This window comes from Micromonospora sp. KLBMP9576, assembly GCF_050941805.1.
In the GTDB taxonomy this organism is placed as follows: Bacteria; Actinomycetota; Actinomycetes; order Mycobacteriales; family Micromonosporaceae; genus Micromonospora.
This window is the reverse complement of sequence record NZ_CP194567.1, coordinates 3,274,041-3,286,193: the sequence shown is the minus strand read 5'-3', so window position 1 is coordinate 3,286,193 and position 12,153 is coordinate 3,274,041. Positions and strand designations below refer to the sequence as shown.

Genomic DNA, 12,153 nt, shown 5'->3' with positions numbered 1-12,153 from the left:
CATGATCATCGACGATGCCGATCGGGTCCCCGCCGTACGCCAGCTGCGCCTGGTGGTGGAGGCCGAGGACTACGACGCCGCAGTGGCGTTCTTCCGCGACGCGTTGGGCCTGCCCGAGCAGGCCGCGTTCAGCGGGGCCGACGACGCCCAGGTGGTGATCCTCGATGCCGGCCGGGCCACCCTGGAGATCGCCGACCCGGCGCAGAAGCGGATGATCGACGAGGTGGAGGTGGGGCGCCAGGTGGCCCCGAAGCTCCGGGTGGCCTTCGAGGTGGACGACAGCCGCGCCGCCACCCGCCGCCTGGTCTCCGCCGGGGCGACCGAGATCGCGCCGCCCACGGTGACGCCGTGGCAGTCGCTCAACGCCCGCCTCGACGCCCCGGCCGGTCTCCAGATCACCCTCTTCGAGCAGCTGCGCGGCGCCGGGCCGGGCGACCCGGCCGGCGCGGGCGAACGCGAGGAGTGAGCGAGCCGGTCCCGGCTGCCGCGAGCTGACCGGGTGGACGTCGACCCTGGCGCACCCCGCCGATCCGGTCGGGTGCGCCGGGGTCCGCTGTCGTCGCGCAGCGCCGGGTCTGGCGCGCGCCGCGACCGGCCCGGCCGCGCGGGCTGCGCCGGCCGTGCCGTTTCGTCCCGACCACCGGGGTGACCCCGGTCGCAGCCCGCCGCTGCCGGTCCATATCCGGAATGACCGACAAGGCGGGTCGGTTGTGTCCCCCGTACCGCCGGAACCGAAACCCCCTCCGGCGCGGCAGTTCCCCCGAGGAGCGCTTCATCCGGGAGCGCTTCGCCTGACCGAAAGGGCAACCCACGTGAAGTACCGCTTCACCCGGTGGCTCCCGGCCATCGCGAAGGACTCGAAGGACCCGAACCGCAAGATCGCGCTGAGCGTCGTGGGCGTCGCCGCCCTCGGCGGCCTTGCCTTCGGCCCGACGGCCGTGGCCGCCCCCGTCACCACCACGCCCCACTCGGGCGCCGTGGCGGCGATCGAGCAGGCCACCGGCCAGCGCGCGCCGGACGCGGCCGACGAGTCGGCCCAGACCACGGGCGGTACCACCACCGAACCGACCGCCGGCAAACCAGGCCGCGAGGAACTCATCCCGCACGGCGTGCAGGGCGCCCAGTCGCGTGTTCCGCTCGACGACGCGCAGCGCGCCAACGCCAAGGCCATCGTCGAGGAGGCCAAGGAGACCGGCGTGGGTGAGCGGGGCGCCGTGATCGGCGTGGCCACCTCGTTGCAGGAGTCGAAGCTCTACAACCTCGGCCACCTGGGCGCCTACAACGACCATGATTCGCAGGGCCTGTTCCAGCAGCGCCCGTCGTCGGGTTGGGGTTCGCCCGACCAGATCACCGACCCCGAGTACGCCTCCGAGGCGTTCTTCACCGCGCTCAAGAACGTGGGCGGCTGGCAGAACCTGCCGCTGACCTCCGCCGCGCAGACGGTGCAGGTCTCGGCGTACCCCTTCGCCTACGCGCAGTGGGAGGAGCAGGCGGCGGACATCGTCTCCGAGCTCTGGTGACACCCCCGTGACCCGACCGGCCGGCCCCGCCCCATGGGCCGGCCGGTCGGTCCGTGCCCCCGGCGGTTGCGCCGGGGGCGCCGCCCCGCTCGGGCGACACGGCTGATCCCTGGCTCGGGTGTGTCTCGACGTTCGGGGGTTTCGGGTTGGGGTCGGGGTGGGGTGTCGGGTTTGGGGGTGTGACCGGGGGCATCGTGGGGGCGGAATCGTGGCGGGGCCGGGGTCGTTACATCTTGCGTACGGCCGAGTACGGGGTGCGCCGCTGGTGCGCCCGGGCCCCCGGGAATGATGGCCTGGGTCACCTGGGTGACCGCAACGACCATGATTCGCAGGGTCTGTTCCAGCAGCGCCCGTCGTCGGGTTGGGGCACGGTGGAGCAGATCACTGACGCGCAGTACGCGACGACGGCGTTTCTGAAGGGTCTGAAGCAGGTTGACGGGTGGCAGGACATGCCGCTGACGGAGGCCGCGCAGACGGTGCAGGTGTCGGCGTATCCGGATCACTACGCGCAGTGGGAGCAGCTCGCCGCCGACCTCGTCGCCGAGCACTGGAACAGCTGACCACGAGCAGTCGAGCCAAACGCCGCTGGCCGGCACCCCGGGTGGGGTGCCGGCCAGCGGCGTCTTCACGCCGGATCTGCGTGGCGGCGGCCGAGCGTGACGTCGACCAGGGCCGCGACCAGCGCGAGCGCGATGACGCCGGCGGCCAGCAGCAGCGAGTGCCGGAAGGCCAGCGAGTAGTCGCCGCCGCTGGATGCCACCGAGGAGAAGAAGAGGGATCCGACGGCGGCGATCCCGGCGGCGGAACCGATCCGCTGGCCGGTCTGGAGCATGCCCGCGCCGCTGCCCGCCTGCCGTACCGGCACCTCGGACAGGGTCAGGGTCTGGTTCGGCGCGATGACCAGGCCGCTACCCAGCCCGGCGACGAGCAGGGGAGCGGCGGTCAGCCACGGCACGGGGGCGCCGCTCGGCGCGCGGTCGAGCACCACGACCACCGCGACGAGCCCGATCACCACGGCGAGCAGCCCGGTGGCGACCAGCGGACGGCCGTAGCGGTTGACGATCCGGCCGCCGAGCGCGGACGCCGCCGCCGAGCCCAGCGCGAACGGGGTGATGGCCAGGCCGGCGACCAGTGCGCTGTAGCCGAGGCCGTTCTGCAGGTAGAGCGTGAAGATGAAGAAGATCGCGGTGAACCCGCCGAAGTAGACAAGCGCGATGAGCGAACCGAGGGCGTACGACCGGAAACCGAACAGCCGCAGGTCGAACAGGGGGTCCTGGCGTCGGGCGTACCACCGTTCCCAGGCCCCGAAGCACGCCAGGACGAGCAGCCCGGCCGGCACGAGCAGCCACTTCGCCGGGCCGCGCCACGTCTGTTCCTGCACCAGCGGCAGCAGCACCAGCAGCACGCCGACGCCGAGCAGCAGCACCCCGACGGGGTCCAACCGGCGGTCGTCGCGCGGGCCGGCGGGGCGGTCGGGGATCAGCCGCCAGCCGAGGACCACCGCGACGATGCCGACCGGCACGTTGACGAAGAACACCCACCGCCAGCCGTGCTCATCCCCGCCGACGGCGATGAGCAGGCCGCCGAGCAGCGGGCCGACGGCCGTGGAGATGCCGATGGTGGCCCCGAGCAGCCCGAACGGGCGGGCCCGCTCGGGCCCCCGGAAGAGTTCCTGGATCATCCCGTTGACCTGCGGGTTGACCACCCCGGCGGCGGCGCCCTGGAACAGCCGGGCCGCGATCAGCCACTCGGGGGAGTCGGCCACGCCAGCCAGCGCGCTGGCCAGCGTGAACACGGCGATGCCGAGGACGAAGGCGGTGCGCCGGCCGCGCATGTCGCCGAAGCGGCCGGCGGAGACGAGCACCAGACCGAACGTGAGGGCGTACCCGGAGAGCACCCACTGCAGGTCGCTGGGGGAGGCGCCGAGGGCGCGGTCCATCGACGGGAGGGCGACGTTGACGATGCTCACGTCGAGCAGCGTCATGAAGGCGGCGACCAGCCCGACCGAGAGGGCCCGCCAGCGCCGCCGGTTGTCGACCGCCGAGGCCGGTGGCGGTGCGTCCGCATTCATCGTGCCTCCCGTGGACCGGTCGTCGAACCCCGCTGCGCGCTACCCCGGTCCCCGGGAGGCGAATCCCCGCCCGACGGCTCAGGCCATCTGGCGGGCGCAGAACCGGGGCCCGAAGTCCAGGCCGGCCATCGGCGAGTCCTCCCGGTGCAGCAGGTTCTTCTCGGTGAGTTCGTGCAGCGGGACGCGCAACTGCTCCGCGGTGAGACCGGCCTCCTCCGCGATCAGGTCCGGATACGGCACCTGCCCCCTGGCCTCCAGGGCCGCCACCGCGTCGTACACCTGTTCCTCGACATCCGACAGTCGTACCTGCCGCATCGGGTTTCCTCCTTCGCCTGACCCGCCCACGGGCGGGCGGTCCCGCCGCGCGGTTACCCGCTGGCCCGCCGAAGATGCCGACCCGTTCGGGCGGTGTCCCAGCCGCGCCGGCAGGGCCGGAGGCTGCGGCTTGCCCTAGGCTGCACCCGTGATCGTCTGGGATCTCGCCGTCGTCGGCGCCGGCCCCGCCGGGCTCTCCGCGGCCCACGCCGCCGCCCGCGCGGGCGTGCGCACGTTGGTGCTGGAACGCGCCGCGCATCCGCGCTACAAGACCTGCGGTGGTGGCCTGATCGGCACCTCGCTCGCGGCGGTGGCCGACCGCATCGAGGTGCCCGCGCACGACCGGGTGGACCGGGTCACGTTCACCCGGGACGGGCGACGCTCGTTCACCCGCCGCCATCCCGGCGGTCCGCTGGTGACGATGGTGCGCCGGGAGGAGTTCGACGACCGGCTGCGCGCCGCGGCGGTCGCCGCCGGCGTCCAGCTCCGCGAGCGGGTCGCGGTCCGCGCGGTCGAGCAGGACACCGAGGTCGTACGCCTCAGGCTCGCCGACGGGGACACGGTCCACGCGCGTACGGTGATCGGGGCGGACGGCTCCTCGGGGGTGACGGCCCGGCACGTGGGGGTCCGCCACCGGCAGGTCGACCTGGGGCTGGAGCTGGAGCTTCCCGTGTCGCCGCAGGAGCAGGCCCGCTGGCGGGGCCGCCTGCTGCTCGACTGGGGTCCGCTGCCCGGCTCGTACGCCTGGGTCTTCCCGAAGGGCGACCGGTTGACGGTCGGCGTCATCGCCGCGCGGGGCGAGGGGGAGCGGACCCGCGCCTACCTGGGCGGGTTCGTCGACCGCCTGGGCCTGTCGCTGGTGCGGCCGGCGCACGACTCCGGTCACCTGACCCGCTGCCGGACGGAGGACTCCCCGGTGCGGCGGGGCCGGGTGCTGGTCGCGGGTGACGCGGCGGGGCTGCTGGAGCCGTGGAGCCGGGAGGGGATCAGCTACGCGCTGCGCTCCGGGGAGCTGGCCGGCGCGGCGGTCGCCGCGGGCGACCTGGTGGGCTACGACCGGGCGGTCATCCGGGACCTGGTGCCGTCGATGCGCGCCGGGCATCGGCTGCTCGACGTGTTCACCCGGCGGCCGGGGGTCTTCCACGCGTTGCTGGCCACGCCGCCGGGCTGGCGGATGTTCGTGCGGTTCTGCCAGGGGCGGGCGAGCTTCGACGAGACGTTGCGGCGCGCCCCGGTCCGGGCCGCGCTGGCGGCGCTGGACCGCCTGCCGGCCCGCTGAACCCGAGAGGGGCGGCGGACAACACCACCGCGCCAGCGGCCCAGGCACCTCGTTCCACCCAGGATCCTAGGATGCTCCAGCGGTGGTGTGCGCCACCACCGCTGCACAATGACGGCAACCGACGACAAGGCCACCAACCCCGCCGTCCGGCGGACCCGCGGGTGCCCCGGCGCTCAGAGCTGCCTGACGAAGACGATGGCGTCGATCTGACCGGTGGTGGCCGGGTCGAGGGCAGCGTAGGTGTGGTCGGCCGGGACCCGGGCCGTCAGCTCGCCGAGCGGGCCGGTGGCGAGGCGGCCGGGATCGATGACGGCGCGGGCGTGGGGGAGGGCCGACAGGGCCCCCTCGAGGGTGTCGGGACGGGGCACGTCAAGACCGCGGCTGCCGAAGGTGGTGGCGACGAAGGCGTACCGGTCACCGAGGTGGCTGGCGATGATGGCGCCCGCGCTCCACCACCGCAGCGTCTGGTCGGCGAACCGCATCTGGCTGCGGTGGCGCTGCAGGTGGCTGTTGTGGGCGAAGGCGAGGGTGGGGCCGCGATGGGCCTCGCGGCGGAGAACGGCGTGGAGGTTGTCGGCCATCATCGCGTCGCGCAGACTCACGAGGGTGCCGAAGCGGGTGGGCGCGGTGTCGGCCATCGCCGCGTGGTAGCGCAGCAGCCCTGCGGCGGTGCGGGCGTGCAGGTCGGCGCGCCACCGGTCGTCGGAGGACGCGACGGCCGCCAGGTGGGGGGCGTGCGAGGTGAGCAGCACCCGCAGGTCGTCGACGATCAGGCGCAGCCGGCCGGCGGCGGGGGTGCGCCCGACGGACCGGGTGGGATCCCGCATGGCGTCCGGGTTGGTCCAGCGCTCGTCGGGGCCGAGTAGTTCGTCGAGCGTCTCGCGGCCGAAGGGCAGGTCGAGGTGGGCGGCGAGGTGGTCGTGCAGTGCGGTCAGGGCGGGGCGAGGGCTGGCGGCCCCGGCGGTCTCCAGGGGGCCGTCGAAGCCGTAGCAGCGCAGCCGCTCGGGTGCCGGGCGCTGCTCGTTGTGGGTACGCATCCAGCGCAGCAGCTCGCGGTTGGCCGGTGAGGCGGCGAAGCCGTGGCTGAAGCCGCGGCTCGTGGCGTCGTCGAGGGTCCCCGTGCCGTCGGTGACGTACGCGTCGGCGACCAGGGCCGACAGGCAGTCGCTCTCCAGCGCGATCGAGCGGTAGCCCTGGTGCGCGACGAGGTGGCGGAAGAGTTCGTTGCGCAGCTCGGGGAAGGCCTCGACGCCGTGGGTGGGCTCGCCCAGGCCGAGCAGTCGGGTGCCGGGGGAGAGCAGGGCGGTGAGGGCGCCGCCGGTGAAGGGGCGGGCGGCGTCGGCCAAGGTTGTCATGGATTCAACCGTATCGTTGATCATCGGCTGTAGACTTCGGCCGCATTCTCCGGCTGTCGACAGGGGCTACCCTCAAATGCGGTTCCGGCCCTCCGGGTTGGCGCAGGAGCACGGGCTGTCCACGCGGGCAATGCGCCACTACGAGACGGCGGGGACCCTGCCGCCGGCCGGGCGCTCGCCGCACGGCTCCCACGCCTACGTCGCACGCCACGCGGTGGCGTCGCGGACGTTCCTGGCGTTGGTTCCCGCGCACGGCCAGGCGGATCGTCCCCGGCCGGAACGGCGACCGGGATCAGAAGACCGGCACGCCCTCGCGCACCAGCCGCCAGTTGGGCTGGTGGAAGTCGGCCGGGTCGATGGTGCCCCTGGCCTGCGCCCAGTCGATGAGCAGCTGGCGGATCTCCTGCTGCTCGTTGTAGACCTGGGTCGTCACGATGCCGGGGAAGTTGCCACCGCCGCTGCGCCGGTAGTTGTTCACCGCCACCACGAACTGCGCGTTGTCCGCCACCGGCGTGTCGGTGCCGGGCAGCACCAGGCGGGTGACGCGCCGGCCGACCGGCTTGGCGATGTCGATGTCGTAGTCGAGGCCGGAGACGACGTCGTAGTTGTAGTCCGGCACGGCCGGGTCGCTGATCGCCGCCGGGTCGACCGGGGCGCCCGGGGCGAGGGTACGGAAGTACTTCGCCGAGTACTCCAGGTAGGCGCGCACCTCGGCGCCGCTGAGCACGACCGCCTCGAGGGTGTTGTCGAAGACGTACAGCCCGGCCACGTCGCGGATCTTCACGTCGCCGGCGGGGAAGACCGCGGTCCGGCTGAACGGCGCCGCGATCGACAGCACGGGCAGGTCCGCGTACGGGGTGCCGGCCAGCGCCCGCGTGACGACCTCGGTCTGGACGTGGTTGATGAAGTCCAGGATCGGGGTGTCCTGGTAGCGGCTCGCCGCCGCCGACAGCTCCACCGTGGAGCGGGCCACCACCTGGTTGACGTACGCGACGGTCTTCTCGTGCTGGCTGCGCACGGCGGCGAGGACCGACGGGTCCTCGGTCACGGTGTTGGTGTTCAGCAGGGCGGCGGCCTTCTTGGTGATCTTCCAGCGGCCCCGCTCGCGGGTCAGGGTGAAGTCCATCCGGCTCAGCCGCTGGCCCCACTTCGACGGCTCGGTGAGCAGCACCTGCTCGCCGGTGCGTTCGTTGGTCACGAACTTCTCGGCGACCTCGGCGTGGGCGTGGCCGAACAGGATCGCGTCGACGCCGGGGACCCGCTGGGCGATGAGCGCCGTCGGGTTCTCGTTCGGCAGCTCGGGGCCGTAGCTGGAGGTGCCGCTGTCGCCGCCGTGGGCGGAGATCAGCACGATGTCGGCCCCGCGCGCCCGCATGAGGGGGACGTAGTGCGCGGCGGTGGCGATCATGTCGTCGAACCGCAGCCGGCCCTCGACGTTGGCCCGGTCCCAGATGGCGCTGCCCGGGTTTGTCAGGCCGAGGATGCCGACCCGCAGCGGGGGCGCGGCGAAGCCGACGGAGACCTTCTTGATGACGTACGGCAGGAAGGCCGGCTTGCCGGTGGCGGCGTTGACGGCGTTGGCGGCGAGCGCCGGGAAGCCCAACTGCGAGATCCACCTGGTCAGCAGCGGCAGGCCGTAGTTGAACTCGTGGTTGCCCAGCGTCACGGCGTCGTAGCCGAGCACGTTCATGGCGTTGGCCATGGGGTGCGTCGCACCGGTGGTGGTGATCGGCTCCTGCTTGGCGTAGAAGGTGGCCAGCGGCGTGCCCTGGATGGTGTCGCCGGCGTCGATCACGAGCGTCGCCCGGCCCCGCCGCTCGGCGCGGATCCGCTTCACCAGGGCGGCCAGCTTGGCGACGCCCACGTCGTTGTGCTTGCTGTCGTCGTACTCGGCGTCGGAGTAGTAGTCCCAGTTGTAGACGTTGCCATGGGTGTCCGAGGTGCCGAGGACCGTGAGGTCCCAGGTCCGCGAGCGGGCCGGGCCGGCCGCCTGCGCGGGGGCGGCGGCGAGCAGCGGGACGCTCGCCGCCGCCGCGGCTGCGGCGGCGAGCACCGTGCGACGCGACGGGCCGCAGGGAGAGGTCATGAGTGGTTGCCCTTCCGTGGGGGTTCGGGCGCCCGGCGGGCGCATGCGCACCATAAACGAGCGGTCGGCGGCGCCGCCGACGCGGCCCGCGTACCGCGCCGCCCGTCCGGGGTCACGCCGGGTTGCTCGTTTCCGCCCGTCGTCGCGGGGTAGGGCGGTGGAAGACCCAGATCCACCCGGTTCGCGAGGAGATGTCGGTGAGCGAGGACCAGCACACCCAGCAGGACCCCACCAGCCAGTACGGCCAGCGGGAGGGGCAACCGAAGCAGCAGCAGACGCCGCCCGGCACGACGGCGGAGATGACCCCGAAGCCGGACCACGGCGAGGAGTCGTACCGCGGCAGCGGCAAGCTCGACGGCCGGCGGGCGTTGATCACCGGTGGTGACTCCGGCATCGGCCGGGCGATCGCCGTCGCGTACGCCCGTGAGGGCGCCGACGTGCTCATCTCCTACCTCGGCGAGGAGGAGGACGCCGACGCCCGGGAGACCGTGCGTCTCGTGGAGGAGGCCGGTCGCCGCGGTATCGCGGTGCGCGGCGACATCACCGACGAGAGCCACTGCCGGGAGCTGGTCGAGCGGGCCGTGCGGGACCTCGGCGGGATCGACATCCTGGTCAACAACGCGGCCTACCAGATGGCGCAGGACAAGGGCATCCTCGGCATCAGCGACGAGCAGTTCGACCGGGTGCTCAAGACCAACCTGTACGCGATGTTCTGGCTCTGCCGGGCGGCCGTACCGCATCTGGCGGAGGGTTCGGCGATCATCAACACGGCGTCGATCCAGGCGTTCGACCCCTCGCCGCAACTGCTGGACTACGCCACCACCAAGGCGGGGATCGCCAACTTCACCAAGGCACTCGCCGCCGACCTGGCCGAGCGGGGGATCCGGGTGAACGCGGTGGCGCCGGGGCCGATCTGGACGCCGCTGATCCCGGCGACGATGCCGGAGGAGAAGGTCGAGCAGTTCGGCCAGGACACCCCGCAGGGGCGCCCCGGCCAGCCGGCCGAGCTGGCGCCGGCGTACGTCTTCTTCGCCTCCCAGGAGTCCAGCTACGTCACCGGGGAGATCCTCGGTGTGACCGGTGGTCGCCCCACGAAGTAGGCCGAATCGGGTGCGCCGGTGGCGGGTGCCCGCCTGCCGCCTCGTCGCCGGCGTCGGGGGGGCCGATCCCCGCCCGGGCGCGCTCAGCGGGGCCAGGAGGACAGGCGGGCGCGGACCCGGGCCACGGCGGCGGCGTCCAGTCCGTAGCGGGCGAAGCGGCGGTCGGGCAGTCGGTCGAGGTAGCGGCCGGCGGCCCGCACGTCCGCCTCGTCCAGCGCCGGGTCGAGCTGGCGGGCCAGGGCCAGCAGCTCCGCCACGTCGTGGTGTTCGAGCGCCGCCGCGACGTCGATGTAGTCCCGGACCTCCCGCCGGTTGACCAGGGCGGCGGTCTTGTTCGCCATCAGGTCGCGTACGTCCATCACGGGGCCGAGGCCCATCACCACGGGGCTGCGGTGCCGGTCGAGGCGGGCCAGGCTGAGCCGCAGGTGCCGCCCGTCCCGGCTCACCACGAAGTCCCGCAGGTCCCGATCGAACCCCTCGAACAACTCGGCCAGCTCGCTGTCCGGGTCGGCGTCGGTCACCTCGAACCCGGCCCGCTGCAGGGCGGTCCGTACGCCGTCGGCCGCCCTGGCGGCGGCCCCCTCCACGTCGGCGAAGAGGTCCACGTCCTCGGTGGGGCGGGTCACCAGCCCGTGTGCCGCCCAGGCCACCCCGCCTCCGAGCACGAACCGGTACGCCCCGGCGGCGGACAGGGCCACCCGGGCGACCTCGCGGTAGAACTCGTGCGGATGGGCGGTGCTCACGCGGCGCGCAGGCCCCGGTGGCGGCTCTCCCACGCCTGGCGTACGCCGCGCGGCAGGTTGAGCAGCCGCCACACCCGGTGCAGCGTGCGCCCGTCGATGAGCAGCCGCAGGTCATCGGCCCGGGTGGTCTCCCGCAGCACGTTCTCGTACATCCAGAGCAGTTCGTCCGGATCGCCCAGGTCGAAGGTGCGCTCGGCGTTCCACATCAGCCGCAGCGGCAGCTCCACCACGCCACGGGTGGGGCCGGCGAGTTCGGTGAGGGTGCGGGCCACCACGGCGGGCCGGCCCGGCCGGGCCAGGGGGGCCGTGCGGGTCGCAGCGGGGGAGAGGGCCGGCATCCTGTCAGGGTAACCCCAGGTCGGCTCGCCGGGCCCGTCGTCCGGCGCGGCGGGTGTCGTGCGCCCTGTTCGCGGCGCCCGGCGCGGCGCCCCGCGCGGGCGCGAAATGCCGATCCCGGGCCGAAATGGTCGGTCCCCGGCTCGGGTGTGCGTCGTTCGGGTGGGATCGGGGTGGGTGTCGGGTTTGGGGGTGTGACCGGGGGCATCGTGGGGGCGGAATCGTGGCGGGGCCGGGGTCGTTACATCTTGCGTACGGCCGAGTACGGGGTGCGCCGCTGGTGCGCCCGGGCCCCCGGGAATGATGGCGGGCCGCCGGTCGTTACACCTGGTCCGGGCGGCGTGAGGGCATCCCCGTCCCACCGAGCGGCCCGGTTCTCCCCTTCGAAAGCTTTCCCGACGTGTCGTCGGATTCTTGAGTTCGTTTGAGCGCCGGACGGTGCTTGTGTCCGCGCGTGCCGACCCCCCTTGGTGCGTGTGGGTGCCGACCCCCGAATGGAGCGTTTCTGATGAACACGATCATGCGTAAGGGTGTTCTTGGTGTTGCTGGTCTGGCGTTCGCCGGTGGTGTGTTCGCCGGTCCCGTGGCCGCGCAGGCCGCCGCGCCGGTGGACGCCTCCGTGGTGACGGTGCGCGCCGACAAGCCGGTCGTGGACAAGGCGAAGCTCATCCCGCACGGTGTGCAGGGCGAGCAGTCGCGTATCGACCTGTCCGACGAGCAGGTCGCGAACACCAAGTCGATCATCGCCGCGACGAAGAAGGCCGGTATGGACGAGCGGGCCGCGGTGGTGTCGATCGCGACGGCGTTGCAGGAGTCGAAGTTGGAGAACCTGGGTCACCTGGGTGACCGCAACGACCATGACTCGCAGGGCCTGTTCCAGCAGCGCCCGTCGTCGGGTTGGGGCACGGTGGAGCAGATCACTGACGCGCAGTACGCGACGACGGCGTTCCTGAAGGGTCTGAAGCAGGTTGACGGGTGGCAGGACATGCCGCTGACGGAGGCCGCGCAGACGGTGCAGGTGTCGGCGTACCCGGATCACTACGCGCAGTGGGAGCAGCTCGCCGCCGACCTCGTCGCCGAGCACTGGAACAGCTGACCACAGACTTTCATCGCAAGGGGGACCGCCGGCCGGCACCGGAACTCGGTGCCGGCCGGCGGCACGAAACCGGCCGCCGGCGGGAACATCGCGCCCCGTCGGCTGGTTGAATGAGGTGTCGGTGTGTCCAGTGTCCCCGGGCCTCACCAAAATGCCTTCGCGGAATACCGTTCGGCTGGAGCCGCGTCGTGCCACTCGCCGAGAGGCGACCTGCACACCGACACCAGCGCCGCCCCCGGGTCTTCGGCCCGG

General features: G+C 73.1%; 11 protein-coding genes and 1 pseudogene. 6 read left to right on the top strand and 6 right to left on the bottom strand.

Annotation, left to right across the window (positions count from 1 at the left end):
• Position 1: 1 nt before the first annotated feature.
• From ACQ452_RS14775 to ACQ452_RS14765, 3 genes and pseudogenes are all read left to right on the top strand, one after another.
• Positions 2–466 carry a VOC family protein gene (locus ACQ452_RS14775; protein WP_433384371.1) on the top strand — a complete coding sequence of 155 codons (465 nt, stop codon included), beginning with the start codon at positions 2–4 and terminating at the stop codon, positions 464–466.
• Between the two features lie 346 nt (positions 467–812).
• A complete protein-coding gene (locus ACQ452_RS14770) occupies positions 813–1,520 on the top strand; it encodes a hypothetical protein (RefSeq protein ID WP_433384368.1) in 708 nt (235 codons plus the stop codon).
• A gap of 287 nt (positions 1,521–1,807) precedes the next feature.
• Positions 1,808–2,080, top strand: a pseudogene (locus tag ACQ452_RS14765) (hypothetical protein); the annotation flags it as partial.
• A 65-nt stretch (positions 2,081–2,145) separates the two neighbouring features.
• On the opposite strand, the gene ACQ452_RS14760 reads toward ACQ452_RS14765, so the two are convergent.
• Together ACQ452_RS14760 and ACQ452_RS14755 are read right to left on the bottom strand one after the other, a co-directional pair.
• The gene (locus ACQ452_RS14760) at positions 2,146–3,591 is read right to left on the bottom strand and encodes an MFS transporter (protein WP_433384365.1); all 1,446 of its coding nucleotides are present in this window, start codon (positions 3,589–3,591) and stop codon (positions 2,146–2,148) included.
• Positions 3,592–3,669: 78 nt separating this feature from the next.
• Entirely contained in the window at positions 3,670–3,906 is a 237-nt protein-coding gene (locus ACQ452_RS14755; RefSeq protein WP_433384362.1) for a hypothetical protein, read from the bottom strand.
• A gap of 148 nt (positions 3,907–4,054) precedes the next feature.
• Between ACQ452_RS14755 and ACQ452_RS14750 the strand changes: the two genes are divergently transcribed.
• The gene (locus ACQ452_RS14750) at positions 4,055–5,185 is read left to right on the top strand and encodes a geranylgeranyl reductase family protein (RefSeq protein ID WP_433384359.1); all 1,131 of its coding nucleotides are present in this window, start codon (positions 4,055–4,057) and stop codon (positions 5,183–5,185) included.
• A gap of 173 nt (positions 5,186–5,358) precedes the next feature.
• On the opposite strand, the gene ACQ452_RS14745 is transcribed toward ACQ452_RS14750, so the two are convergent.
• Positions 5,359–6,540 (bottom strand): erythromycin esterase family protein, encoded by a 1,182-nt coding sequence (locus tag ACQ452_RS14745; protein ID WP_433384356.1) that lies wholly within the window; start codon positions 6,538–6,540, stop codon positions 5,359–5,361.
• Between the two features lie 292 nt (positions 6,541–6,832).
• A complete protein-coding gene (locus tag ACQ452_RS14740) occupies positions 6,833–8,626 on the bottom strand; it encodes a bifunctional metallophosphatase/5'-nucleotidase (RefSeq protein ID WP_433384353.1) in 1,794 nt (597 codons plus the stop codon).
• A 197-nt stretch (positions 8,627–8,823) separates the two neighbouring features.
• On the opposite strand from ACQ452_RS14740, the gene ACQ452_RS14735 reads away from it, so the two are divergent.
• On the top strand, positions 8,824–9,726 hold the full coding sequence (locus ACQ452_RS14735; RefSeq protein WP_433384350.1) for an SDR family oxidoreductase: 903 nt from the start codon (positions 8,824–8,826) through the stop codon (positions 9,724–9,726).
• Between the two features lie 83 nt (positions 9,727–9,809).
• Here ACQ452_RS14735 and ACQ452_RS14730 read toward each other — a convergent pair whose 3' ends face one another.
• Together ACQ452_RS14730 and ACQ452_RS14725 are read right to left on the bottom strand one after the other, a co-directional pair.
• Complete coding sequence (locus ACQ452_RS14730; RefSeq protein WP_433384347.1) at positions 9,810–10,469, bottom strand: nucleotidyl transferase AbiEii/AbiGii toxin family protein; 660 nt, start codon at positions 10,467–10,469, stop codon at positions 9,810–9,812.
• Positions 10,466–10,807, bottom strand: coding sequence for a hypothetical protein (locus ACQ452_RS14725; RefSeq protein ID WP_433384344.1), 342 nt, complete (start codon positions 10,805–10,807; stop codon positions 10,466–10,468). Before ACQ452_RS14725 ends, ACQ452_RS14730 begins: the two co-directional genes overlap by 4 nt.
• Before the next feature lie 506 nt (positions 10,808–11,313).
• Here ACQ452_RS14725 and ACQ452_RS14720 point away from each other — a divergent pair.
• Positions 11,314–11,901, top strand: a complete 588-nt coding sequence (locus ACQ452_RS14720; protein WP_433384341.1) for a hypothetical protein — start codon at positions 11,314–11,316, stop codon at positions 11,899–11,901.
• Positions 11,902–12,153 lie beyond the last annotated feature (252 nt).